Source organism: Novisyntrophococcus fermenticellae (genome assembly GCF_018866245.1).
GTDB lineage: Bacteria > Bacillota > Clostridia > Lachnospirales > Lachnospiraceae > Novisyntrophococcus > Novisyntrophococcus fermenticellae.
The window spans coordinates 2,446,001-2,471,447 of record NZ_CP076458.1; the positions used below are offsets into that span (position 1 = coordinate 2,446,001).

The following is a 25,447-nucleotide window of genomic DNA, read 5'->3' on the forward strand; positions in this document are numbered from 1 at the left end:
ACAATAGTTCCTCCTTGTTATTTACCGGTATTCCTTTTAAAGCTTCCGAGTAAGTATAATATGCTTCCCAGAAAAATAAAGAAATCAGAAATATTAAAAACAACCCTCTTCAGCTTTTTCCACTTGCTGTTGATGCTGATGTAATCTGTCACATATCCCTGGCGCAGACGATCATACCAGTTACACAAGCCTCCGCCGATTACCATACTGATTCCAGCCTTTTTGACCCTTTGACCCGGTTTCATCAAAAGCCAGATATAATAAAGCAGCGTAAATATAAGCGTACCCAGAGTACCCCACCGAATCATCCTGGGGTGCTCTGACAGCTTGCCGAAGGCCAGACCTTTATTATCAAGCCTTCGAATCAGAAACTTTCCTTTCAGGAGCGGATGCTCCTCACCATACTTGATTTTTCTCTCCACATGTAATTTCAAAAGCAAGTCGGCCAGGAACACACTCAACAAAATCACAATATAAATCATAGGTTATGAATCTCTTCATTCTCTGCAGCAGAATCTGCTTCTGCCTCTTCAGCTACAGCCTCCGCAACAGGATCTGCTTCCGGCTCTTTATCTTCCGGTTCCTGATTTTCAGCCTCCGTAAAGTCAGCTTCTTCTGTCTTCTCCTGTCTCGGAATTGAAGCGCCACACTTCATGCAGAATTCAGCCTCTTCCGGAGCCATTGCTCCACATACAGGGCAAATTGTCTGGCCTTTTTTATTGGCAATTGATTCTTTATATTCTGCAATCTCACTTTGCATCAATATGATTTCACGGCAGAGCTCTGCAATTTCTTCACTATACGGCTCCCCATCCACATATTTTTGAAATACCAACTCACCAATTTTTCTGTAGCCCCTCTTTACATCACTCTCCAGGGAAGACTGGCGGCTGCGCAGCTTCTGAATTGCTATGAATTCATCCGTCTTATCTCCCACACTCTTTGCTGCTTCCGTTATCGTTTTTCCGATGTTTTCAAAAAAATCATTTGACATATCAAAATCTCCTTTCATGTTATTGAACACCGAGCCGGGGCACTTCCTGTCCCCGCAGCATAATCTGCGGCCCGCCTGTATGTTCAATATATTCTTTTGTTATAATAACTTCTCCTATACTGTCATCTTTTGGAATCTCAAACATAATATCCAGCATAAATTCTTCGATAATTGCGCGTAGTGCTCTGGCACCTGTATGCCTTTCCATCGCCAGCTTCGCTATGGCATGAAGTGCTCCTTCACTGAAAGTCAGCTTTACTTCGTCCATGGCAAGCAGCTTCGTATACTGCTTCAATATAGCGTTCCTCGGTTCCTTCAGAATCTGCACCATGGCATCCTCCGTCAGTGCCTCCAATGTAAAGACAATCGGAAGACGCCCCAGAAACTCGGGAATCTTGCCAAAGGCTCTCAGATCGTCCATAGTAACTTTGGACATCAGATTGGGCTCTGAATCAAATTTGTCTTTTAAATCTGCCTGGAATCCCATAGAGGATTTCTTATTCAGCCTCTCTTTTATAATATCTGACAAATCCGGAAATGCACCTCCGCATATAAAAAGGATATTCCTCGTATTCACCGTAGTCAGCGGAACCATAGCATTCTTGGAATTGGCCCCTACCGGAACCTCGATATTACTTCCCTCCAGCAGTTTCAACATCCCCTGCTGCACTGCTTCACCGCTGACATCCCTCTGGTTTGTATTCTTCTTTTTAGCAATTTTATCGATTTCATCAATGAAGATGATCCCATGCTCCGCGCGCTCCACATCATTGTCAGCAGCAGCCAGAAGCTTGCTTACAACACTTTCTATATCATCCCCGATATAGCCTGCCTCCGTCAGAGAAGTGGCATCCGTCAGTGCCAGCGGCACATCCAGAAGCCTTGCCAGTGTCTGCACCAGATAAGTCTTTCCGGAACCGGTGGGGCCAATCATAAGCATATTGGACTTTTCAATCTCAATCCCGTCTTCCTTTGCAGAAAATACACGCTTATAATGATTATAAACTGCCACTGACATTACTTTCTTTGCTTTCTCCTGCCCGATGACAAATTCATCCAGCATTGCTTTCAGCTTATGTGGGGGCGGAACGTCTTTCAGTGAAAACTCTTTTTGTGGTTTCTGAGTCTCTTCCTCCTTCTTCTTCTTAACTCTCTGCTTAGGCGGAATCTGATTCTGAAGTGAACTTAAATCAATCATGCTCACATTCGGCGGCAGATTGCTGAGCAAATCGTTATAATTTATATTATTATTATTCATGGTATCAAAGCTTTTTTGCATGCAATCGGTACATATATGGATATTTCCCGGAATAGCAATCATCTTCCCCGCCTTACTCTCCGGTCTCCGACACATGAAACAAACTTTTTCAAGTTCAGAATCGTCTCCGTTCTGATTATCTGTAAAACCGGAATCCCCATCCTTTTCCTTCAGATTCTGGTCCTCCGGCTGATCTATCTTATCTTTGTCCTCTGACATAATACTTTCCTCACTTTCTGTATTTATTATATCTGATATTCACCTGCGTCACAAGTAAAGATTTTATTAAACTATTCAGCCATGCGGAATCGAGCTTATGGCTGAATAGTGCTCTTGTGTCAAAAATGGAGTTTATCCTATGCAAGCTTGCTTGCTTGAGGATAAACTCCATTATTCTGGATTGCTCCGCACTTTGTGGCATCATATTATTTTCCAAAAGGATTGATCTGCTGTTGATTCGGCTGTTCCGGTGTGGTCTGTTTCATATCCGACTTGTCACCAAGAGTCACCGAAACCGTCTTCTCCTCGTATTCTCCCGCTCCCATACGCTGAATCTTCACCTCAACAGTCTCACCCTTTGCGTAATACTCAAGAGCGGCTTTTAAATCTGCCATTGAAGAAATTTTTCTGCTGTCGACTTCTGTAATAACGTCTTTTGCACGAATGCCTGCCTTGTCGGCCGGGCCTCCTTCTTCAACCGAACTTACATATGCCCCAACCGGGATACTGTAGGCGGAGTTAATATCTGAAGATACATCGACTCCTTCAATTCCGATATAGGAAGCATCACTGTCCCCAACTTTACTTCGTGTCTGCACATTCATCAAGTTCTGCAAAATTGGCTCTGCCTTTGAAAGCGGAATTGCAAATCCCATACCTTCCACACTTGTACTTGAATACTTTGCTTCATTAATACCAATTAGCTCACCCTTCATATTCAGGAGTGCTCCGCCGCTGTTTCCCGGATTAATGGCCGCGTTTGTCTGAATCAGGCCTGCGGACTCAGCAGCTTCGCCTGTTGTCTCGCTCTGTGTCTGTACGGTACGATTTGTTGCACTTATGATTCCATTGGTCACAGATTGCCCGTATCCCAATGCATTTCCGATTGCTACTACTTCCTCTCCAATCTGCAGTGCATCAGAATCCCCAAGGGTTGCCACTTTAATCTTATTCATGGTCTCTTCCGGAATGTCTGAAAGCTTTACAGCTACAACGGCCAGATCATTATCAGAATCAGTGCCTTTAATCTGGGCTTCTACTGCTGTATCATCAACAAAGGCTACCGATAGTTTGGATGCACCTTCCACTACATGATTATTGGTTGCAATCAGAAGCTCATCATCATTCTGTCCCACGATTACTCCGCTGCCGCTGGCCGGAACAGTTTGGGCATAGGTTCCGAAAAAGCTTTCCACTGTTTCCACCGTTTCAGTAGAGATAGCCACCATAGCCGGTATCGCATTTTTCGCCACCTCGGCAACACTGTAGGTTCCGCCGATGCTGGAAGAAGACGTTTCCTTCACACCGTCCGAACTGCCTGACGCAACGGCTGTATTTTGTATAGCAGGAGCAGATGATGTTCCGTTAATCTTTTCCCCTGCATAATTTACACCATACATTACGGATCCCGCCACGAGACCGAATACCAGAGCCATGGCTACATTGGAGGCCCAGCGTTTGCCGGTTCCGGATGTGTTTCTGTCTTTACGGTTTCTTTTCTTCCCGGTATCTGATGTATCTGCCATCTGCTTATTGATATGATAATAGGAACGCTGATGCTCTGCCGGCCCCTGTTCAAAGCTCTGCGTACTTCCCGAATTCACATTGCTGCTGCTCTGCTGTGTCTCCTGATGCTCCAGGGAGTCCTGTATATTATGTTCCACTGTTTCAGTCGCATGTTTTGCCATATCGGCATTGGCGACACCACTTTCCCTTGCTTCACTGTTAAGCCTGGGATTGACCCAGCTGTATGTGGAATCTTCACTATTTTTATTTTGATCATTCTTTTCACTGTTGTTGTATTCTTCACTCATAGTCCTTACCTCTCTTCTCTGTTCTTTATAAAGTTGAACGGCTTTTTCCGTGTCACAAAAGTGTGCCTTTATCTATCTCATTTACAACTCCTATATTACGTGACAATTGTGTTTAATATGTGAAAAACCTTTAAAAAAAAAGTGAAAAGAACACAGGTGATCTATTCTACTGTCACCGACTTTGCCAGGTTTCGCGGCTTATCGACATCCAGACCTTTTCCTATCGATACATAATATCCAAACAACTGAAGGGGTATCACAGCAAGCGAATTCGTAAAGTAGGGATTGGTTTTCGGAATATACACACAATAATCTGCCACCTTTTCCACCTCCGTATTCTCTACTGTGGTCACCGCCATTACAAAGGCACCTCTGGTTTTCACTTCCTGGATATTACTGATTGTCTTTTTATATAAATCCGGCTGTGTCAGTACAGCTACCACCAGTCTGCCATCCTCGATTAAAGAGATGGTTCCGTGTTTCAGCTCCCCTGCGGCATAGGCTTCCGAATGAATATACGAAATCTCTTTCAATTTCAGGGAGCCTTCCAGAGAGATTGCATAATCTATACCTCTTCCTATAAAAAATACATGTTCCGTTGCCAGATAGCGATTGGCAAACTTCTGCACATTTTCCTTATGACTTAAAAGCAGAGAAATCTGTTCCGGAAGCTGCTTCAGCTCTTCAAGCATGGATGCAAATACATCATTATCGATGGTACCTCTTACTTTGGCAAACTTCAGTGCCAGCAGGTATTCCGCAATTAACTGTGTGCTGTAAGCCTTTGTGGTGGCAACAGCAATTTCAGGACCCGCCCAGGTATACATTACATTGTCAGCTTCACGCGCAATAGAGCTTCCTACAACGTTTACAATTCCCAGCGTCTTGACGCCATGAGATTTTGCTTCCCTGAGGGCCGCAAGGGAATCCGCTGTTTCACCGGACTGGCTGACGATGATGACAAATGTATCGGGTTCAAAGATAGGATGTCTGTATCGAAACTCGGAGGCCAGATCCACTTCTACCGGTATTCTGGCAAGACCCTCAAATACATATTTGGCCGTAACACCGGTATGATAAGCGGAGCCACATGCCACGATATATATTTTACGGATTTTGCGGATTTCATCTTCGGACATACCCAACTCCTGAATCACAATATCTCCATCCTTCAGACGGGGATTCAAGGTATCCGACACCGCTTTCGACTGTTCATACATCTCTTTCAGCATAAAATGCTCATAGCCGCCTTTTTCCGCAGCATTGATATCCCAGTCAATCGTTGTCGCTTCTTTCGTCAGCACCTCTTCATCAATATTGTAAAAGGTCAGTGAATCCTTTGTTAACTTTACGATTTCCTCATTCTGGATAAAATATACCTGACGCGTGTATTTCAGAACTGCCGGTGCATCGGACGCTATAAAATTCCCTTCATTGCTTTCTCCCACAATCAGAGGACTGTCTTTCCGAACTGCATAGATTTCATCCGGATGATCCTGAAACATAATCCCCAGCGCATAAGATCCTTCCATACGGTGCATGATCTTCGTGATCGTATCTACCGGATTTCCATTATAATAGTAATCCAACATATGTGCAATTACCTCAGTGTCTGTCTCCGATAAAAATTTATATCCTTTATTTTCAAGTTTTTTCTTTAATTTTAAATAATTTTCTATGATTCCATTATGAACAACAACGATGGAACCATCTTTGTTCAGGTGTGGATGAGCATTTGTGTCGGAAGGTTCCCCGTGAGTAGCCCAACGGGTGTGCCCGATTCCGATTGTACCGGGAAGCGTGCTCCCCCCGTGTGTCAGATCGTCCAGAACCTTCAGTCTTCCGGTGGCCTTTACCATCCGAATCTCTTCTCCGCTGGATACTGCGATACCGGCAGAGTCATAACCCCTGTATTCCAGTTTTGACAGTCCATCCAGTAAAATGGGTGCCGCCTGATTTTCACCTATATATCCAACTATACCGCACATACAAATATCCTCCATCTATAATTAGTCTAGTCATTTCAAAATAATATCAGATATATACAATTTATTCAATCCAATAATTCCTGTTCATCGTGCATTGGCGAATTAATGCATCCGGTAATATGCCGTAATGCTTCCCCATAAAATATCCGATATATTTTGCTCCACTTTGAAAAAACAGCTGAACCAGAAGCCATGGTCTCCTTATCCTTAGCACATATGCCGCTGATTTCCTGACCAGACGGATTCCCTCCCCTTCCGAAGGATATGCAGAAAATATCTCGGGATAATCCGCCTGGGATACGCCCAAATCAAAATTCCGCTTAAATTGCTGACGGCAGGAATAGTTATGGGAATGAAACACTTTTGCATCGGCAGCATAGGCAATTGCATAACCTGCCAGAATCAGCCTTCCTCCATAAATCATATCTTCATTAAATATGGCACTGTCTTCAAAACCGCCCAGTTCCTCGTAGGTTCTGCGGTCATAGGCTGCGCAGACATTGGAACAGAAGAATGTTTTGATACCCAGCCTGGACAAATCATCCTTATCCTTAATATCCGGTTCCTTCGGATAATTAAAGCTCCTTGCAAATTGCTCCAAAGGCCCGCAGTCCGGCATCGGCAGCTGTCTTGCATATGCAGCCCGTACGGAAGGCAGTTTGAAGCACTTGACCATTTCTTCAACCAGATAGTGGTCCGCAGGCACGGCATCCTGAGTCATGAATAGCAGAATATCCGCATCCGACAAATCCGCCATGAATCTTCGCGTTTTTCCATGGTCAAATTCTTCTGCCGTAATGTGCTTTACATACAAATCAGAAACCTCCCGTTCCCATTCGGGATTCCAAAAGGTTTCATCTGTGTTTACAATTATAATATTCCGCACATGGTAAGACTGCTGCGCAATGCGGCGCAGCAGTTCCGGAAAATTTTTATCAGGTTTAAAGGTTGGAATTAAAACATCTATGGTATAAGCATGCATCGTCTCAATCATTGTGGAATCTCTCCCGTCTCAGATGATGACGGAATACTGTCTTCACCATATCCGCTTTCTTCTATAATGTGGTTGCTGTACTCCATCACCTCAGCAGACGGCTGGTAATCAGTCTCCGCAGGAAACAGAAAGTTATGCAACTTCACCACATTCGTTTCCAGCGTCACCGGAATTACGCAGTCATTTCCATCCATGGCCTTCGTCACATTCGCCCCTTCCAGATGATCAAAGGGAAATCCTGTCTGCTCTCCCATATTGTAGCTTAAAAGGTTCATTCCCATCTTCAGGATTTCCTGCTTGCTAAGAGAAGTCTTAATCATAGGAAAGACCGTATCCATAATTTTATTCAGAGTTGGTAAATCTGCAGACTTGGCTTTTTCCATAATTTTTCCAATTACGAGTCTCTGCCGTGCCGCCCTGCGGAAATCATTACCCGCCGTAGCACGAATACGCGTATAAGAGACGGACTGCGACCCGTTCAGGTGAAAGGTCATCGTCTGCGCGCCATCAAGCTCCGACTTATCAGGAACCTCAATCTCTTCATACTCCACACCGGCGATTTTCGAAGTCTCTTTGTTGTAATTATTCAAATGAATGAGTTCTTCCCTGGTAAGATCAATATCCAGACCATCCAGCTTATTAATGACCTCCGTGAGTGCCTTAAAGTTCACCGCCGCATATTCCGTAATGTTCAGATCCAGATTCTTATTCATCATCGTCAGCATATGCTCAGGACCGCCAATATTGTATGCAGCATTACATTTGGTATAACGGTTTTGTCCGTCTTTTGTGAATACATTCAGCCAGGTATCCCTGTACAGTGAAACTAAACGGATCGACTTACTGTCATGATCCACACAGGCAACGATCATCGTGTCGCTCTGGATACCGGAAGCCAAAGAATTGTCCCGGCTGTCCAGCCCCACCAGTGCTACCAGCTCAGTTCCGGTCCTGGTGTTCTCCTCTGTCGCTTTTATCACAGACTGGTTAACTCCGATTTTGCTGTAATCCAGATCGTCATTCTCCACCTTATCCAGCTTGGAATTCACATAGGCAAATCCAAACAAGGCCGTTCCCAGAACCAGCAGTGCTACCAGCTCGATTCCAAAAATGATTCTTCTGCGGCGGCGTCTTTTGTAAGCTTTACTCTTCTTATTTACTCTTTTTTTTGACATGTTTTTGTCCCCTTGCTTCTTTGGTAGTATCTTTCCTTATATGTTTAATAGGCATTCTGATTTACAAAGCCACGGAAAATCGTCAGAAATAAGATCTTGATATCCAGACCGACGGTCCAGTTTTCAATATAATATAAGTCATAGTCTATTCTTTTGCGTATAGAGGTATCTCCGCGATATCCATTCACCTGTGCCCATCCGGTTATGCCCGGACGCACCTGATGCTTGACCATGTATCTAGGTATCTCTTCTCTGAACTTTTCCACAAAAAAGGGACGTTCCGGGCGTGGTCCGACCAGACTCATATCTCCTTTTAAGACGTTAAACAACTGTGGTAATTCATCAATGCTGGTTTTCCTCATAATTTTACCAATTCGTGTAACACGGGGATCATTCCTGACCGTCCATGCCTTCTTTTCTTCACATGCCGGCTGCTGTTCCATAGACCGGAACTTATACATCTCAAAGCTTCGGTTGTGCAGACCTACTCGTGTCTGCCTGTAAATCAAAGGCCCCGGAGAAGATACCTTCACACCAATGCACGCAAACAGCATGACCGGGGAAAATAAAAGAATGCAGAAAATGGATCCGACTATATCCATCGCCCTCTTTATCATAGCATTGAACGTATTCGTCAATGGTACATAGCGTATATTAATAACAGGAAGTCCAAGCAGATCTTCTGTATATGGCTTGGTCGGTATGATATTATGATAATCCGGAATGAATTTGGTATGAACACCGGATTTCTCACACAAAGCCACAATCTCTTCCAGGCGGAAGTATTCATTCAGCCCAAGAGAGATTGCTATCTCATCCAGTCTGTTCTCCGGCAGAATTACCAGCAGATTGGCAATTCGTCCCAGAACCTTAATTCCTTTATAGGTGGTACCCGCCTCTACGTGGTCATCCAGAATCCCTCTTATCGTATATCCCCACTGGGGATTTGCTATGATTCTGTCAATGTATTCCTCAGCAGCCCTGCTGTACCCCACCAGGAGTATATGCTTTTGATTATAGCCCAGTTTCCGCATCTTTCTTAAAGAAAAGCGGATCAGGTTTCGGACTACTACCTCCAGCATGCAGTTAAGAACAAAAAAGAGTCCCAACGCCGTACGGGAAATATGACTCTGCTTCATCAGATACAAAAACAGGACAGTCACCAGGATACCCAGGGTATTCGCCTTAACAATATTGGCAAATTCCAGCCGTCTTCCCTGCACTCTTTTCGGCGTATACAGCCCACATCCATAATACAGCAGCAGATAACCCGGAACAATTAGCAGCAGCAGCTGCATATAGGAAGAAAATGGCAAGACTCCGCCTTCGAAGAAACCAAATAACGGGGTTTTAAATTTTAGTACCCACGACAGCCAGTAGGTAAATGCGATTACAAAACCATCGATCACCACATGGAGCCGGTTAAAGTACTTCTGATTATCTTTAATCATGACACTACTTCACCTTTCAGGTACCGATATCACAGCTTCTGTTTCTTTTGTGATACCATGTCACTACCAAAATAACTATACAATAAATCAAAAAAAAGAGCAACTAAATATTTTCTTAAGAAAATATAACCTAATCCACCACTCTGCGTACAATATTAATCAACAGTTCCCACTGTATCCGAACATAATGGGGTAAATTTTTCCCGCAATAAGGCACTTTTTTTCCATTTCTCCTTGCTTTTCCGGCGAGGGTAAATCCATTTTTCATACCGGCAATATATTCCCGTCCAAACCCCTTTCCCGCAAAGAATACCATTTTTATCAAAAACCCAAGGATGAGAAGCGGCAGATTTATGATAATCTGTACAAAAGGCATATTCTTGTATAGCATATATATATTATTTCTGGAGGAATATCGAATCTTGAACAGATTATACCGGGATCCGCTGGTTCCGCTTCCGATATGGTATACCTTCGCCCTCGGAATATACCAGTTTTGATACCCTTGCACCTTCGCCCGGTATCCGATATCAATATCCTCCAGATAGGCAAAGTGCTCTTCGTCAAAGAGGCCGATCTGTTCAAATACCTCTCTTCGGTAGATGGCGGCTCCGGCACAGGCGGCAAAGATTTTCTCCTCCCTATTATATAGGGATGCATCCTTACCCTTTCCCCTTGCAAATGCCCATCCAAGCGCATTATAGAAATTTCCCGCATCATCCAGAAGCGTACGGTTTTGGAACTGAATCATCTTGGCAGCACAGGAAAACGCCTTCTTTCGTCTTCTTATTCCATCCAGAAGCTGTTCGGCAAAATCCGGAGCCGCTTCCGTGTCATTGTTCAGCAGTATCACATAGGGACTTTTTGTTGCTTTTATCCCTTCATTCACCGCATGACAAAAACCGGTATTCTCTGAAAAAGCAATCACCTTTACCTGTGGATACTCCTTTTGAAGCAATTCCAGGCTCCCATCCGAAGAACCATTGTCCACCAGGATGATGGACAGCTTTTCGTATGTCTGATTAAGCAGTGAATCCAGGCAGGTCTGCAGATACTGCTTTCCGTTATAATTCGGTACAACTACGGATACTTCGTCCATACTCTCTCTCCTTCAGGCACGCAGTGAGTAATTCCATTTACTCAATGTGAGGTTTTTATTGTAACAGGGGTCACCGTTCTTTAAAAGCGTAATCCACCTGGTCCGCATAAATTCAATCTCATCTTGAAATCTGCGTACTTTTTCTTTACTATCCTCCAGACCGCGGGATTTCGATTCATAGTGATACATCTCCACGTGTGGATTATATACTACAAGAAATCCTTCTTTACCCGTTCTCAGACAGAGGTCGACATCATTAAAAGCTACCGCTAATTTCTCTTCAAAACCGCCAACTTTTTCAAATATACCGCGTTTTGTCATCATACAGGCAGCAGTCACCGCACTGTAGTCCATCTGCAGGGAGGCCTTATGAAGATATCCGGTTCTGCTACGCTTCATTCCCAGAAATGCATGGCCGGCTATACCGCCGATGCCGATAATAATGCCCGCATGCTGGATGGTATCATCCGGATAATAGAGCTTCCCTCCCACGATTCCAACCTCCGGTCTCTGGCAATTGGCAAGCATCGCCTCCATCCACATGGGACTGATCACCTGTATGTCATTATTCAGGAACAGCAGATATTCTCCTTTTGCCTCCTTTACGGCAAAATTATTGATTGCCGAATAGTTGAAACTCCCTTTCCAGGTCAAAATCCGGATATTATCCTGTACTTCCAGTGTCTGATAGTATGCAAACGTCTCCTGCTGTATACTGTTATTTTCCACAATCAGAATCTCATAATTTTTATATGTGGAAATCTGTATTACAGAATCCAGACATTGCTTTAATGTCTCACAGTTGTCTTTGTTGGGAATTATGATGGAGATCAACGGTTCTCCCTGAACGGGGTAGGTAACATCGTAGAAACCATAATCTGAAGTATGGCATACCCTGGCTCCTTTTACCCCCGACCTTTCCAGATGCCCTTCAATTGCCCTTTTGCCGGCCTCAAAGGCATACATCTTGCTTGCAGGGTTATCTGCAGTAGAGTCCTTATGGGTTCTCCAGTGGTAAAGGATTTTTGCAACATGCCCGGTCCTCCGGGCACTTTCCACGCATCGAAAGATGAAATCATAGTCCTGGGCACCATCAAACTCTTTTCGGAAGCCTGATATTTGCTCGATTAACGTACGCCTGGCTACAAAAAAATGGCAGATATAATTATTGGATCTCAAAAGGTCCAGATTAAAATCCGGTTTGAAATGTGGCTGAAAATGTTCGCCAAGATCCGTGGTCACCTTATCTTCATCGGTGTACACCGCATCCAGGTTTTCATCCTCATTCAGTAATTTTACAATCTCATACAAGGCATCCGGTGCAAGCAGGTCATCATGATCCAGCAGTCCTGCAAATTCACCGCTCGCTAAAGAAAAAGCAGCATTAGTATTTTCTGCAATTCCCAGATTTTCCGAAAGCTCCTGTATGCGGATTCTCGGGTCTGTGCTTTTGTATTCATTTAAAACCCGGGCCATCCCTTCATCCGAAGGACTGGCATTGGCAATACAAAGTTCCCAGTTCGCATAAGATTGTCTCTTAAGTGATTCAATCATTTCACGCAGGAATATCTCCGGTGTCCGATAAGCCGGAACCACCACACTTATCAGAGGCTCATATGAAAAATACTGTCTGCGTTGGCGCTTCAAGTCCTCAGAGGATGCCTTATGGGACTCATACCATGGACCATAGGGCACTTCTTCAGGCTCCATCCGTTCGGAAAGTCTGACAAAAAACTCCCCGGGTCCATAATGCTTCAGATACCGCAGACCTTTTATGATATTATAGGGTTTCAGTTTTTTCAAAAATCGAAGCACGTTTGCTTCTTTCATAGCCACACCTCTAATTTTCATAATACGTAAAGCTCAGCAGGCACTGAACCACACGCTCCATCTCTTCCTCTGCCAGACTGTAAAACATCGGCAGGCGTACCAGGCGCTCACTTTCTTTCGTGGTATAGCGGTCTTCGCCTGAAAATCTTCCGAACGTAAGCCCTGCCGGTGAAGAATGAAGCGGAATATAGTGAAACACACACATAATCTCATGTTCCTTCATATATTGAATCAAGCTTGTCCTGATTCCTATATTCTTTACCTTTATGTAATACATATGCGCATTGTGCACCGCACTTTCCGGAACATATGGCTGTTCGATGAGGCCCTTCTGCGCAAGAGGCTTCAGCATCTCGTCATAATAGCTGTAGACCTGCATCCTCTTTTCATCAATTTTTTCATGCTCCTCCAGCTGTGCATAGAGGTATGCGGCATTCATATCACTGGGCAGATAAGAGGAGCCATAATTCATCCAGGTATACTTGTCAACCTGTCCCCGGAAAAACTTGCTTCTGTTCGTTCCCTTTTCCCTTAAAATTTCTGCAGGTTCCAGATAAACATCCTCCTGAAAGAGCAAAGCCCCTCCTTCTCCCATCGTATAATTCTTCGTTTCATGAAAGCTGAAGCATCCAAAATCTCCAATGGTTCCAAGTGCCTTTCCCTTATAGTAAGCATTTACTCCCTGAGCGGCATCTTCAATTACTTTCAGATGATACTTGTCTGCCAGTTCCATGATCTTGTCCATCTCACATGCAACTCCGGCATAATGAACAGGCACAATTGCCTTTGTCTTATCTGTAATTGCAGCTTCTATTTTATCTTCATCTATATTCATCGTATCCGGGCGTATATCCACAAACACGATTTTAGCGCCCCGCAGGACAAAGGCATCCGCGGTAGACACAAACGTATAAGAAGGCATAATTACCTCATCTCCCGGACCGATTCCGGCAAGATATGCGGCCATCTCCAGCGCATGTGTACAAGAGGTGGTTAATAGTACATGCCTGGAATGAAAATGCTCCTCCATCCACGCCGAACACTTTTTTGTGAACATTCCATCACCGCAAAGCTTCTTGTTATCCACAGCCTCTTTGATATAATCCAGTTCTTTCCCCACGAAGGGCGGTCTGTTAAAATCTACCAACATTTAATCTTCCTTTTTTTCTTCTGTAATATTTAAAGTCTCCCTTACCACGAATTGAGGAGTCCTGTTTACATTCAAAATGATTTTTCCAATATATTCTCCCAGAATTCCCAGCATCAGGAACATAATTCCAAAAAATACGAACATCGCACACATCAGGGAAGACCAACCCACCGCGATAGACGGATGCATCAGTTTTCTTATGAGGACAATCAGTGCACCTGCAAAACCAAGGCCGGAAAATAAGGCCCCGAACAAAGTGGATAAACGAAGGGGCAAAGCGGTAAAGTTGATGCAGGATAAAAAAAGCTTCAAACCCCTGCCAAAATTATAATTCGACTGTCCAAACTCTCTTTCAAAGTGTTCAATCTCTATATTTGCAATATTATATGTGGTTCTAAAAAACAGAATTTGAATAAATACCTGTTCTCCTTCATATTCTCTGACCTTTTCTATCACAAACCGCCGGGCCAGCCAAAAACTGCTCATCTGTATATCCTTCGGTCTTTCCAGCAGATGCCACAATAGAAAACGGCTCACCGAACCTGTCAGATTTTTAAACCAGGAGAACTTTCGCTCCTTAAAGACACCAAACACAACATCATAACCTTCTTCCAGCTTTTCCAGAAACAGACCTATCTGTGAAGGGTGGTTCTGAAGATCATCATCCATTCCTATGACCAGTTCTCCCTCCACATAATGCAGACCAGCCATGATCGCGGCATGCTGTCCAAAATTCTTTGCCAGATTTACGCCCTTTACATTGGGATATTTCCCGGCACATCTTGTGATAGCCTCGAAGGTATGATCCCGGGAATAATCATTTACCAGAATCATTTCACACTCATAATTATCCATCTCGTCAAACGTTTCCATGCACAGATCCACCACCTCTTCGATGGATTCTTCTGAATTATAACATGGTATTACAATTGAAACTAACATATACCCTCCAGCTTTCCAGTACAGCTTAGAAAGAAAACACAAAGATGCCCACTAAAATCAGTCCAAGTCCTGTTAACTTTCTTTTGGAAAATTTTTCTTTTAGTAAAAAGTATCCCATAATACTGACAAATATATAACTTGTAGACTCCAGAATCGGAGACATCGATAACGGCACATATCTTAATGCCAGCATGGTCAATATTGTAGAGAGAAAGAACATCCCATATGACAGAATTACCATGGGATTGAAATATTCAGCCAGCCTGTTCGGCCAGGTCTTATTGGCCGACACTTTCAGCATAATCTGTGATACGGAGGAAATCAATACCGAGCAAAGAAGCACACCAACCGCAATCCTGTAATTATTCATCTTCAGTCACCACAAGATAAATACCCAGAAAAATGACTGACGCTCCCAAAATCATCCTCCAGGTAATCCTTTCGTTAAAAATCATGGCTCCCCAGACCATTCCCCAGATCAGGGATACCGGTTTATTGGCATAAGCAACCGTAAGCGGCATGCGTTTCAGAATCTGCTGCCATACGATGGCATAGCCGAACATAATCAGCAGAACCAACCCGTAATAAAAGAAAAAGGGCAGGGAAAAAAGCTTCTCGTTCGCCGCCAGCTTAGAGCACACTCCGCTCAAAGAGCTGAATAGCAGGCTGATATGCAATGCTAAAATCAGCCGGAAATCAAGCCGCTTAATTTTATCTATTTTCTCACAATTCTTCATAGAATTCAACCTTCTATTCTAACCTCCATTCTATGACGCCTTCACAACCCGGGCAGCTGGTCAAAAAACAAAGGAGCACCACCGGTGTGAATGAATAAAACATTCTTGTTTTTTATTCTATGTTTTTTCAGATATTCCTTCATTCCATAAAATGCTTTTCCGGTATAGATTCCGTCCAGATTCAGGCCGTCGCATTCATATGCCTCTCTTATCGTATTCCGGATTCCATCCTGATACGCTCCATAACCACCGTCCAGATATTCGTCTGTGATTTTTATCTCGGACGCAATGTCTGCAGGAAAAGTAAGACCTTTCTTTTTACTGTAAATATTTAAGTTTTTGGTAATAACCTCTCTGGCTCTCTTTTCATTTCTGGAAACCGATATTCCTATGATCTGCCGTCTGCCTCCGCTTAACAGATGCGCCGCCAAGAGCCCAGACTGGGTCATATTGGTACTGGATGCAAGAAATATATAGTCAAAATACAGATTTTCCCGTACTTCATAGTCACAGATTTCCTGATAAACGTCTGCATATGCCTGCATGGGTACCCATTCATTCCCCTGTCCATAGGGATTCCCATATATATAATAGGGTCTGTATCCTCTTTGCTTCAAATCTTCCTCTGCCGCCTGTACCGCCTGAGGAATATCCGATTTATGGCACGGAAAAGTCTGCACTCCCATGGAGCGAATCAAATAGGAATTGTTACTTACCATTTCACCATCCACATCATCCAGATTATATACCATATTGCAGGGAATGTCTTTTCTGTAACAGGCAGCCGACAAAATCCGGCAGAGATTGGAATGGTAATTCCCGTAAATTACCATCGCATCGCATCCCTGCTGTTCCATATCTTCCAGAAAATACTGGGCAAAGCGTACCTTATTTCCACCGAAGGAAAAAGGAAGGAGGTCCTCCCGCTTGACGAAGATATGGTTATCCTCCCTGTCGGTAACCGAATGGATTACCGTATCATAAAGGGGAATATCTCCCACAAGCTCCAGACGTATATGGGAAAGGACCTCACGCAGCCGCACTTCACAGGCTTCCAGAGTGCTTCCTTTCAGAATCACCTGTCCGATCCGGTCTCTACCATTGGTATAAGGCTGTACCGTATCTCCCTTTACAATGTTGAAGGACAAATCCACAATATCCTCAGAATGCCTGTTATAGTTGTGTATCGTTCTTACAATTCCCGCCCGGTCTGACAATAAGGTACGAGTCAGATTCGGAGTGAGGGGTTTTTCCTGTTTAAAAAACGACCCTACAGATTCTCCAAGTGCCAGTCTTACAATCACCTCATAGTAATTAATTCCATAATAAATACTCACCATCTCAGACAAGCCCGTAGCCCCAGACCGTCCGGTGAGTTCGATTACATATACTTTCCCGTCTTTTTTTATGAAATCACAATTTACAGGACAGTTATCAAGTCCCAGGGCAAAGATTGCCTTCCTTGTCTGTTCCTGTATCTGATCACCCAGCGTATCCAGTTCCTTAAAGGGAACCGAATGCCCCACAGGGGTTGGCGTCGTACTTTGAAATGCATCGATATTGTTGGGAAGCATGTATACTATCTTCCCATCTTGAATCATGGTTTCTACACCAAAAATCTCACCTTCGATAAACTCTTCCAGAAGACAATACTTTTTTCCGGTGGCTCCCATAGTCTTCTCATAATTTTCAAAGACCTCTTCCCGGGTATCACACCGAAAGATCCCACGGCTTCCCATCTGATCCACGGCCTTTAATATCACAGGAAAAGGAAGCAAGGCAAGCGCACGCTCCAACTCTTCACGGCTGTGAATACATACGAAACGTGCGGTCTGGACACCTGCCTTTACCAATGCCTTCTTCATGTCCAGCTTATTAGAAGCCTTTTTCGCGGCATCCGAAGAAGGTCCCGGAAGTCTAAGAGATTCGCATACGGCTCCTATGGCTGCCATACCTAAATCCAGGCCGCAGGTCGTAACCGCATCCACCTGCAGCTGCCTGGCTTTTTCCACCACTGCTTCGGGATCTGCGATATTCACATATGCCGCCTCATCTGCTGCAGCAAAGCCCGGATAATCACCGTCAATGCTGGCCGTTATCGTATGGCAGCCCAGATGCTTCGCTGCTTCTATCAATGGAACCTGCGTATAACCGGCTCCAAGTATCATCAGTTTTTTCATGAAATCATCCTCATTGAATCAGCAGGTTATTTAATGTCGCCTATACTAGTCAACGATTACCCGGATGTAATCATTCATGTGATCAATTTGCTCACACATCACTTCTACATCAGGAAATGTAATCACCATAGCACCAATTCCAAAGGCGGCATTACGGAATTTTTCAACTTTGTCGCCCGGCTTTACGAACAGCGCCTGCTGCACGATCTGCGGCCGGATTGCCTCATCTATTTCGATTCCCCGGAAGATTCCGTCCTTCGTTGCATGTATAATATAGGAAGAAGTACAGGTATGTACAGGCTTTTCCCACAGGCTGGAACAATCCTCGCCTACCGCACTCTTTATCGTATAGGCTGCCAGATCTACATCCCGGGCAGCTTTAATCGCATCCGGAATTAAATTTCCTCCATTACGGGGACCAATTTCCAGAATATATATCTCTCCGTCTTTCCCGATGATATATTCGAAATTAAAAGCACCCATCTTCATATCCAGCAAATCAAAGATCTTCTGAATCTGATTTCTTGCTTTCTCCTGAAATTCCTGTTTCTGAATGGATGGACAGCTGAGTCCGATCGGGGCATGAGGATTGCATTCCAGGTCGTTGTGTTGGTCCATTACACCAAAAAAGGCAATCTTCCCATCCACGATGAATCCATCCCCGTCAATCTGATACCCCATCTTCTGTATAAACGCTTCTACAATCACCTGCTTTGAGATGGAATAGGACAAGGCTTCCGCAAAGGCTGCAGGAAATTCATCCAGACTGTATATCTTCGTAACTCCCTTGCTTCCTGAAGAATCAATAGGCTTTACCATAACCGGAAATTTCAAAGACCGGCAGTATGCAAGTGCCCGGGCCTCATCGGTAAAGCTATCTCCCTCCGGCATGCGGAGCCCATGCTCCCTCATAAACTTCCGAAACCGGTCCTTATGTGTCAGCGTAAGCACAGACTCATAGGGATTAGTAGGAAGTCCAAGCTTTTCGGCCACATAGGCGGCCGTAGGCGCAGATATGTCAGAAGCATAGGAGACAATACCGTCAATCCGCTTTTCTTCTGCAAATTTCAGAACCGCCTCCTTATCTATGGTACTGATGTTATGGTATTCGTCCGCATATTTATGTGCGGGATTATCCGGCAGATAATCAATGCTGATCACGTAACAGCCCAGTGCTTTTGCAGCCAGAGTTGCCGTCATCTGGAAATAGTTTCCGCCGAGTAGAAGTATTTTTTTCATGTTCTAGCAAATCTCCTTAAGATAACGGGAAAGTGCATCCTGCCATGCAGGAAGACGCTCAAATCCATTTTCCTCCAGTTTATCCTTATTCATCCGGCTGTTATGAGGCCTCTTTGCTTTGGAAGGAAATTCTTCACTGCTGACAGGAAGAACCTTGACATCCATACCCGCCTGTTTGAAGATTTCCTGCGCAAATTCATACCAGGTACATAAGCCTTCATTGGTTGCATGGTACCGTCCATACTTCTCTGTCTCAATCATATCCACAAGCAGCCTTGCCAGGTCATAGGTATAGGTAGGTGAACCAATCTGGTCCTCCACAACATTAACCGTGTCATGTGTTTTTCCCAGATTCAGCATGGTCTTGATAAAATTCTTACCGTTGACACCAAATACCCAGGCGATTCTGACAATAAAGAACTTTTCCACATTCTGTTCTACTGCAATTTCTCCCTCGCACTTTGTCTGTCCGTAAACATTCAATGGATGACGTTCGTCATCCGGTTCCCATGGACGGGTACCCTCACCATCAAAAACATAATCTGTACTGATGTACATCATCTTAAGGTCCAGATCTTTGCAGACCTTTGCAATGTTTTCCACCCCGGTTGCATTCACTTTACGGCAAAGCTCTACATGATCCTCCGCAGCATCCACAGCTGTGTATGCAGCACAATGAACCACCGCTTCCACATCCGCTGCCTTAATTACATCACTACAGGCTTTGGGATCTGTGATATCCATCTCTTCAATGTCAACACCGATACCTGTATGTCCGCGTTTTGCAAGTTCGTTCATTACATCATGGCCCAGCTGGCCTTTTACGCCTGTTACTAATACTCTCATAAGTTCTTAACCTCCATTTTAGGTATATACAAACGATCAATCCAGTCTCCTAAGAGAAAAGTCCTGCGTCTCCAGTGAAAGATTGGGATTATAATAAGGATCTCCTTCTTGAAAAATCAAAGGCCAGTTTCGTTCTATGATCTTGATCTCTCTGTTAAAACGTTCGACCTTCTCCGGTGTATCTTCAAGTCCTCTGGATTTTGATTCATAGTGGTAAAGTTCTGCATATGGATTGTATACCACCAGATAACCGGCTTTTCTTACTTTCAGGCAAAAATCAATATCATTGAACGCTACCTGTAATTCAGACGATAATCCTCCTACCTGGTCAAAAACACTTTTTCTGACCATCATACAGGCTGCTGTTACAGCACTATAGTCCTGGGCACAGATAATACGATGACAGTACCCTGTAGATGAGCGGGGCTGCTGTATAAAACAATGTCCTGCAATTCCTCCAAATCCAATCACAACTCCGGCATGCTGAATGGTATTGTCTGGATAGTACAGTCGTGCTCCCACAATACCGACATCACTTCTCATGCAGTATCCAAGCATTTCCTCCAACCATTCAGAATTTATAACCTCTGTATCGTTATTTAATAATAATAAGTATTCTCCTTTTGCATAAGATGCGCCGAAATTATTTATTTCTGAATAATTAAATATTCCTTTCCAGTATACCACATGTACATTAAAATATGTTGATGCAATTTCTTTATAGAATTCGAATGTCTCTGATTCAATACTATTATTCTCCACAATGATAATTTCATAATTTTTATAGGTTGATTTTTGGCAAATTGAATCCATACATCGTTTCAAATCCAAAATATGATCTTTATTAGGTATGATAATCGATATTAAAGGTTGACCATCAATATGGTATCTGCTTCTATATAATCCAGGATACTCTCCTGCCGACACCGTTGCCCGAATTCCCACTCTTTCATAATGGGATTGAATAGCTCTTTTCCCAGCTTCAAAAGCATAACTCTTACTCTCTGGATTCTCAGCTGTGGAATTCTCATGGCTCCTCCAATGATATAATATCTTAGGTATATGAGATATCTTCTCAGTGTTTTCTATACATCTAAGTATAAAATCATAATCCTGAGCTCCATCATATTCTTCACGTAAGAAACCGACTTTTTTTTGCAAACCACCCTTAACAACAAATAAATGGCATATATAATTCACACTTCGTAATAAATCCGGATTAAAGTCAGGTTTAAAATGAGGTTGAAAAAACTTATGACCATCCATAGTCATCTTATCTTCATCCGAATATAAGATTTCAATATCCGGCTTTTGATTTAAAATTTTTACGCATTCATACAGTGCATTTTTACACAAAACATCATCATGATCCATGAAAACAATGTAATCTCCAACCGCACTTTCTATGGCCAAATTAGTATTAGCCGAAATTCGTAGCTGGGAGTCATGAAATAATATTTTTATTCTTTTATCCGTTTGAGCAATTTTTATTAATTCGTCGGAAATTGGTGAGCCCGCACCACTGCCATCCGATAAACACAATTCCCAGTTTGAATATGTCTGTGCCTGTACAGATTCTATCATCTGATTAAGATATAATTTCGGTGTTTTATAAAGAGGAACAACAATTGAAAATTTAGGATTATACTCAAACTTCTCAGTTCTCTGAGCTTGTAATTCCTTCTCCGTAGGAAGATGTTTAGGCAGCCATCTTTGATAGGTTATCGGTCTTCTTCTATAATTTGTGATTTTTTGCTTTAGCTTTTCAGCGAACGCCTGGGCTCCATATATTCGAAGAATTTTTATGCTTTTATTGGTATAGTCAATAAACTTTTCTCTGATTTTTTCAGCCGTTCCAAAATTCACAGTACGAATTGTTTTAGTTTCCCCCGCACTTAAAACAAGATGTATCACTTTGCCTGTGAGCCTGTCTGCTTTAATGAAGAACCCACTCTTTTCGTTAATTGCTCCTTCGAAAAACATTGCATCTACATCCAATCTATTACTCCACAAGATCTCAGCATCAATTCTATGTTTTTTCCTGTCGTAGACTGACAATTCAACGGGGGTGGCGCTTGCCACCCAACCTCTGATTTGAACTAAGTCAGATTCCTTTTCATATCTTTCTTCTTCAATAAACAAATTGAGATTATTTTGCTTTTGAATTAGTTTTTTTACTGAAGCTGTAAACCACAGTATTTTTTTTCCACCTTTATTATAATAGACTTTTAGCTTATGATATCGTCCAAGTCCCTCCGGCAATGTAACAACGATGGTTACCCTGCTGGCTTCTTCAATATATTTATCTTGATAGCGATTCATCACACCGATATCAATTTGCGCTTCTATATGCGTTTTCAGCAATGTATCATCGAGATAGGCTTCCACCCGACTGTCAGTCGGCCATAAACCTTGAAGAATATATTTATGTCTATCTTTTATATGAAATCTGTCATTCTCCACTTCATATATAATATTTTGCATAAATTTATCCTCACTTATTTTCTTTATTTTCTATACTTAAAATGTTCAGTGCTTTCTTATTAATATCAAACAAATATTTCGAAGCAATTATTGTTAATACGAAGCAGATAAGGCATAAGAAATACACCTCTGAACGCCTTAATACAATACCAGTAAACGGCTCTGTCAACCATTCGGTCAGATAATGATGAGTTAAAAAGAAAGGGTAACAATATTTTCCACCTACTGTGCTTATTTTTCTTATAAAAATAAATTTTGATGTTTTTACAAAGATCCAAGTCAAACATATAAAGGAAGAAAGCCCAACAAGCAGAGTCTGAAGCATAACATTGTTCTCCCCAAGATTAATAAAGAACGCAACACCCAATCCAATTATACCTATAATCAGCATTTTTATATCTACTTGCTTTATGTACTTAATATATAACATACCAAAAAGAAACTCAGGCACTCTTGCAATAACAAAACACTCTATCGGCATTTTTGTTTTAAAGCATAGCATGCTCACAGCCAGCAATACAATAGAAATTATTGTCGTTATAACAGGATGTTTAAGAACACATTTTCGAATCAATGGAAATAGAATATATAAACAAATAATTACTGATAAAAACCATTCTCCTACCCGGTAAAAATTGTTTCCCCACCAAAGGGTATTGCCATCAAACCCAATAATACTGAAAATAATCTTCCATTTTGGTATTGTCTCGTCGATTCCATAATTGCGAAAAAAGGAAATTACTGTGGCAGTAAAAAAAGCAAGCCAAAACATTGGATAAATACCACGGAAACGCTTTTTTAAATATACCTTTACATCCAATTTTTCTTCATATACATACATCAAAGAAGCACCGGAAGCAATAAAGAACAAAGATACACCAAAAGAACCAATATATAAATTGAACAGCTTGTCTGGTAATACCTTAATTGCATATCCTACTCCATTTGCCTCAAGGCTTCTCGTAAAGTGACATATAAATACTAATATTAGTCCAAATACTTTAATATTGTCTATATAATACAATCTTTTCTTCATCTTCCCCTGCCAAAAATTCTTTTCACTTTATTGGCAAACCTCCATGTTTTTGAATTAATGACTGTTTCATATGCTTGCTTCCAATGTTCTATATTTTGTTGATAAATCTGATTTTCATATGTTTTATCAGCCAACAACTTTTGTATACTCAATAATTCATTGTTTAATTGTGCATTTGCTTGAGAGGCCTGTTTCCAGTAATCCTCTATTTCTTTATGGCTCTTTTTCAACTCATCATATGCCTTAACGGCATCCTGCCAATTTTTTGCACATATTGCCCATTCCTCATGTGCATGTTTCGCATCCTCTATATAGTACTGAACATCTTGTTCGCCCTGCAGACAAACCTGCTTTGTACCCGCGAAGCTTTTCCCATCTGGCTCAGTTACAACATTATGGAAAAAATGCTTACATGCATAATCCAACGTCTCCTCAGTATTTGAGATTTCTAAATAATCCATTGCTTTCTGAAGCGGAAAAAACTCTTCAAGTCCATGTATATGAATATATAAGTCTTTAATACAGTGAAAAATAATCAGTTCCTTTGGTAAGGGCATCAAAAAAAACCATTCGTAATCAATGAAGGTGGGAATAGAGTCAGAGGTAAATATGATATTTGATGCTATGGCATCAAAATTTGATATTTTTAATCCCTTCTCACCTTCAAACTGCTTCCCGATACCAAATATTGATTCAAACTCTGGAGAATTGGAAAAAATGCAATCACTGTTTTCTTCATTTCCGCATATCAAAGATACATGCAATTTTAATAAATCGCAAAACAAAGATTCATTCTTTTCTTTATACGCTATCCTATATTTGTCTTCTAGTGATTCTCCCTCAATATACTCAAACCATAATATATCATTTTGATATTCCGCAGGGCACATTTTGCAATTTGGAAATATCTTTTCACATGTACTGTAGTAGTTTAAGATATTATGCAGATGTTCAATCCCCTCTGGAAATATAGCCTCTTTTGAAACCAGCTTCTTTCCGCTGGTTTCCTCCCGATAGATAGTTGTTTTTATACTATACTTCCTGTTTCGTTCATCACTGAATTTTATCCACAGTTTTCTCATACTTTTACCCCTTTTTTGCCTCTACTAAAAATGAATTTGCAAGCATATGCCTCTCACTGGCACCCTTAAGGCTCGAAAATGCTTTATTCATATTGAAACTTTTTAAGACAGGCATATCATAATTACTTTTCTCTGGAAACTCTAACTCAATAGTGTCAATAACATCCTCGCTGTATATTACAGCTGGTAATTTATAATCTGGAAAAGGGTAATAAAAATAAGTATTAGAAAATCCATTTTCCAATATCAGATGTTCCAATTGTGACTTGCTGAATGTCTTCACTTTATCAGATTTATGATAGCCTTCAATTCCAACAAAGGGTCTTCCAAGATGATCTTCATGATATCCGGAAAAATACTTCATACCTAATTTATTCTCAATAGCAATATAAAGTCTTCCTTGTGGTTTTAAGCAAGATGAGACAATTTTCAGAAAATCTTCATATGGCTTTGAACTTTCGATATAGTGATAGGCATATTCCAATACACCAATTAGAGTTATAACATCATACTTCTTTTCAAGTTGGACATCCTGAAAGTTTCCCACAAAAATTTTTATATTTTCAAGTTCTTTATGTCGATATGCATTTACAAGAGAACGGCGTTTTGATAATTCAATGCAGTCAACGTGTGCACATTTTTTTGCAATTGCGCCTGTTACCGCACCCATTCCGGCGCCAATTTCTAACACCTCATCTGTATTCTTTATCTCCATTGGTTCAATAATATTTTCTCTTTGGCGGCTTAGATGATACATGACAGCCCAGTTCCCATAAGCCTCATGAACATACTCATAACCTTCTTCATCCTTTACAATATTCAGAATTTTGTTCTCAATCTCATCCCCATCACTATAGAGGTCTTCTCCGGAATAATAATCATAATTCAAAACAACTTTTCCAATATTTTCGTTCATAGCAGAATACCAT

Annotated in this window: 21 protein-coding genes; all 21 read right to left on the reverse strand. The window is 42.0% G+C overall.

The features are described from left to right. Positions 1-17: 17 nt before the first annotated feature. The 21 genes from lspA to KNL20_RS11350 all read right to left on the reverse strand — a co-directional run bounded on the left by lspA (position 18) and on the right by KNL20_RS11350 (position 25,434). Complete coding sequence (gene lspA / locus KNL20_RS11250; RefSeq protein ID WP_230397842.1) at positions 18-482, reverse strand: signal peptidase II; 465 nt, start codon at positions 480-482, stop codon at positions 18-20. After that, positions 479-994, reverse strand: a complete 516-nt coding sequence (locus KNL20_RS11255; protein ID WP_230397843.1) for a zinc ribbon domain-containing protein — start codon at positions 992-994, stop codon at positions 479-481. The genes lspA and KNL20_RS11255 overlap by 4 nt, the downstream gene beginning before the upstream one ends. A 19-nt stretch (positions 995-1,013) precedes the next feature. Then, positions 1,014-2,348, reverse strand: coding sequence for an ATP-dependent Clp protease ATP-binding subunit ClpX (gene clpX / locus KNL20_RS11260; RefSeq protein WP_408637513.1), 1,335 nt, complete (start codon positions 2,346-2,348; stop codon positions 1,014-1,016). Positions 2,349-2,677: 329 nt separating this feature from the next. Then, positions 2,678-4,285 carry a S1C family serine protease gene (locus KNL20_RS11265; RefSeq protein ID WP_230397845.1) on the reverse strand — a complete coding sequence of 536 codons (1,608 nt, stop codon included), beginning with the start codon at positions 4,283-4,285 and terminating at the stop codon, positions 2,678-2,680. A gap of 161 nt (positions 4,286-4,446) precedes the next feature. Then, positions 4,447-6,273 carry a glutamine--fructose-6-phosphate transaminase (isomerizing) gene (gene glmS / locus KNL20_RS11270; RefSeq protein ID WP_230397846.1) on the reverse strand — a complete coding sequence of 609 codons (1,827 nt, stop codon included), beginning with the start codon at positions 6,271-6,273 and terminating at the stop codon, positions 4,447-4,449. Between the two features lie 61 nt (positions 6,274-6,334). Beyond that, entirely contained in the window at positions 6,335-7,267 is a 933-nt protein-coding gene (locus KNL20_RS11275) for a glycosyltransferase family 2 protein (protein ID WP_230397847.1), read from the reverse strand. After that, a complete protein-coding gene (locus KNL20_RS11280) occupies positions 7,264-8,442 on the reverse strand; it encodes an LCP family protein (protein ID WP_230397848.1) in 1,179 nt (392 codons plus the stop codon). The genes KNL20_RS11275 and KNL20_RS11280 overlap by 4 nt, the downstream gene beginning before the upstream one ends. 44 nt (positions 8,443-8,486) lie before the next feature. Then, entirely contained in the window at positions 8,487-9,893 is a 1,407-nt protein-coding gene (locus KNL20_RS11285; protein WP_230397849.1) for an undecaprenyl-phosphate glucose phosphotransferase, read from the reverse strand. A 130-nt stretch (positions 9,894-10,023) separates the two neighbouring features. Beyond that, positions 10,024-10,992 (reverse strand): glycosyltransferase family 2 protein, encoded by a 969-nt coding sequence (locus tag KNL20_RS11290; RefSeq protein WP_230397850.1) that lies wholly within the window; start codon positions 10,990-10,992, stop codon positions 10,024-10,026. Positions 10,993-11,004: 12 nt separating this feature from the next. After that, positions 11,005-12,822 (reverse strand): glycosyltransferase family 2 protein, encoded by a 1,818-nt coding sequence (locus tag KNL20_RS11295; protein ID WP_230397851.1) that lies wholly within the window; start codon positions 12,820-12,822, stop codon positions 11,005-11,007. 10 nt (positions 12,823-12,832) lie between these two features. Next, the gene (gene rffA, locus KNL20_RS11300; protein WP_230400099.1) at positions 12,833-13,969 is read right to left on the reverse strand and encodes a dTDP-4-amino-4,6-dideoxygalactose transaminase; all 1,137 of its coding nucleotides are present in this window, start codon (positions 13,967-13,969) and stop codon (positions 12,833-12,835) included. 3 nt (positions 13,970-13,972) lie between these two features. Beyond that, positions 13,973-14,914 (reverse strand): glycosyltransferase family 2 protein, encoded by a 942-nt coding sequence (locus KNL20_RS11305; RefSeq protein ID WP_230397852.1) that lies wholly within the window; start codon positions 14,912-14,914, stop codon positions 13,973-13,975. A gap of 25 nt (positions 14,915-14,939) precedes the next feature. Beyond that, positions 14,940-15,284, reverse strand: coding sequence for an EamA family transporter (locus tag KNL20_RS11310; protein ID WP_230397853.1), 345 nt, complete (start codon positions 15,282-15,284; stop codon positions 14,940-14,942). Next, positions 15,277-15,651, reverse strand: a complete 375-nt coding sequence (locus tag KNL20_RS11315) for an EamA family transporter (protein ID WP_230397854.1) — start codon at positions 15,649-15,651, stop codon at positions 15,277-15,279. Before KNL20_RS11315 ends, KNL20_RS11310 begins: the two co-directional genes overlap by 8 nt. 41 nt (positions 15,652-15,692) lie before the next feature. Continuing rightward, the gene (locus KNL20_RS11320; RefSeq protein ID WP_230397855.1) at positions 15,693-17,831 is read right to left on the reverse strand and encodes a pyridoxal-phosphate dependent enzyme; all 2,139 of its coding nucleotides are present in this window, start codon (positions 17,829-17,831) and stop codon (positions 15,693-15,695) included. Between the two features lie 45 nt (positions 17,832-17,876). Continuing rightward, positions 17,877-19,070 (reverse strand): ATP-binding protein, encoded by a 1,194-nt coding sequence (locus KNL20_RS11325; RefSeq protein ID WP_230397856.1) that lies wholly within the window; start codon positions 19,068-19,070, stop codon positions 17,877-17,879. A gap of 3 nt (positions 19,071-19,073) precedes the next feature. Then, entirely contained in the window at positions 19,074-19,916 is an 843-nt protein-coding gene (rfbD, locus tag KNL20_RS11330) for a dTDP-4-dehydrorhamnose reductase (RefSeq protein WP_230397857.1), read from the reverse strand. A 36-nt stretch (positions 19,917-19,952) separates the two neighbouring features. Continuing rightward, on the reverse strand, positions 19,953-22,400 hold the full coding sequence (locus KNL20_RS11335) for a glycosyltransferase family 2 protein (protein ID WP_230397858.1): 2,448 nt from the start codon (positions 22,398-22,400) through the stop codon (positions 19,953-19,955). Positions 22,401-22,410: 10 nt separating this feature from the next. Then, positions 22,411-23,436, reverse strand: coding sequence for an acyltransferase family protein (locus tag KNL20_RS11340; RefSeq protein WP_230397859.1), 1,026 nt, complete (start codon positions 23,434-23,436; stop codon positions 22,411-22,413). Further along, entirely contained in the window at positions 23,433-24,326 is an 894-nt protein-coding gene (locus KNL20_RS11345) for a hypothetical protein (protein ID WP_230397860.1), read from the reverse strand. The genes KNL20_RS11340 and KNL20_RS11345 overlap by 4 nt, the downstream gene beginning before the upstream one ends. A 196-nt stretch (positions 24,327-24,522) precedes the next feature. Further along, complete coding sequence (locus tag KNL20_RS11350; protein ID WP_230397861.1) at positions 24,523-25,434, reverse strand: class I SAM-dependent methyltransferase; 912 nt, start codon at positions 25,432-25,434, stop codon at positions 24,523-24,525. Positions 25,435-25,447: the final 13 nt, after the last annotated feature.

Excerpts from the sequence above, each read along its gene's own strand:
- KNL20_RS11335 (WP_230397858.1), bottom strand. The coding sequence starts at position 22,400 with ATGCAAAATATTATATATGAAGTGGAGAATGACAGATTTCATATAAAA.
- clpX (WP_408637513.1), bottom strand. The coding sequence starts at position 2,348 with ATGTGTCGGAGACCGGAGAGTAAGGCGGGGAAGATGATTGCTATTCCG.
- KNL20_RS11305 (WP_230397852.1), bottom strand. The coding sequence starts at position 14,914 with ATGTTAGTTTCAATTGTAATACCATGTTATAATTCAGAAGAATCCATC.
- KNL20_RS11265 (WP_230397845.1), bottom strand. The coding sequence starts at position 4,285 with ATGAGTGAAGAATACAACAACAGTGAAAAGAATGATCAAAATAAAAAT.
- KNL20_RS11310 (WP_230397853.1), bottom strand. The coding sequence starts at position 15,284 with ATGAATAATTACAGGATTGCGGTTGGTGTGCTTCTTTGCTCGGTATTG.
- KNL20_RS11350 (WP_230397861.1), bottom strand. The coding sequence starts at position 25,434 with ATGAACGAAAATATTGGAAAAGTTGTTTTGAATTATGATTATTATTCC.
- KNL20_RS11340 (WP_230397859.1), bottom strand. The coding sequence starts at position 23,436 with ATGAAGAAAAGATTGTATTATATAGACAATATTAAAGTATTTGGACTA.
- KNL20_RS11290 (WP_230397850.1), bottom strand. The coding sequence starts at position 10,992 with ATGGACGAAGTATCCGTAGTTGTACCGAATTATAACGGAAAGCAGTAT.
- KNL20_RS11320 (WP_230397855.1), bottom strand. The coding sequence starts at position 17,831 with ATGAAAAAACTGATGATACTTGGAGCCGGTTATACGCAGGTTCCATTG.
- KNL20_RS11255 (WP_230397843.1), bottom strand. The coding sequence starts at position 994 with ATGTCAAATGATTTTTTTGAAAACATCGGAAAAACGATAACGGAAGCA.
- KNL20_RS11280 (WP_230397848.1), bottom strand. The coding sequence starts at position 8,442 with ATGTCAAAAAAAAGAGTAAATAAGAAGAGTAAAGCTTACAAAAGACGC.
- rfbD (WP_230397857.1), bottom strand. The coding sequence starts at position 19,916 with ATGAGAGTATTAGTAACAGGCGTAAAAGGCCAGCTGGGCCATGATGTA.
- KNL20_RS11295 (WP_230397851.1), bottom strand. The coding sequence starts at position 12,822 with ATGAAAGAAGCAAACGTGCTTCGATTTTTGAAAAAACTGAAACCCTAT.
- KNL20_RS11345 (WP_230397860.1), bottom strand. The coding sequence starts at position 24,326 with ATGTGCCCTGCGGAATATCAAAATGATATATTATGGTTTGAGTATATT.
- glmS (WP_230397846.1), bottom strand. The coding sequence starts at position 6,273 with ATGTGCGGTATAGTTGGATATATAGGTGAAAATCAGGCGGCACCCATT.
- KNL20_RS11285 (WP_230397849.1), bottom strand. The coding sequence starts at position 9,893 with ATGATTAAAGATAATCAGAAGTACTTTAACCGGCTCCATGTGGTGATC.
- KNL20_RS11315 (WP_230397854.1), bottom strand. The coding sequence starts at position 15,651 with ATGAAGAATTGTGAGAAAATAGATAAAATTAAGCGGCTTGATTTCCGG.
- KNL20_RS11325 (WP_230397856.1), bottom strand. The coding sequence starts at position 19,070 with ATGAAAAAAATACTTCTACTCGGCGGAAACTATTTCCAGATGACGGCA.
- lspA (WP_230397842.1), bottom strand. The coding sequence starts at position 482 with ATGATTTATATTGTGATTTTGTTGAGTGTGTTCCTGGCCGACTTGCTT.
- KNL20_RS11275 (WP_230397847.1), bottom strand. The coding sequence starts at position 7,267 with ATGATTGAGACGATGCATGCTTATACCATAGATGTTTTAATTCCAACC.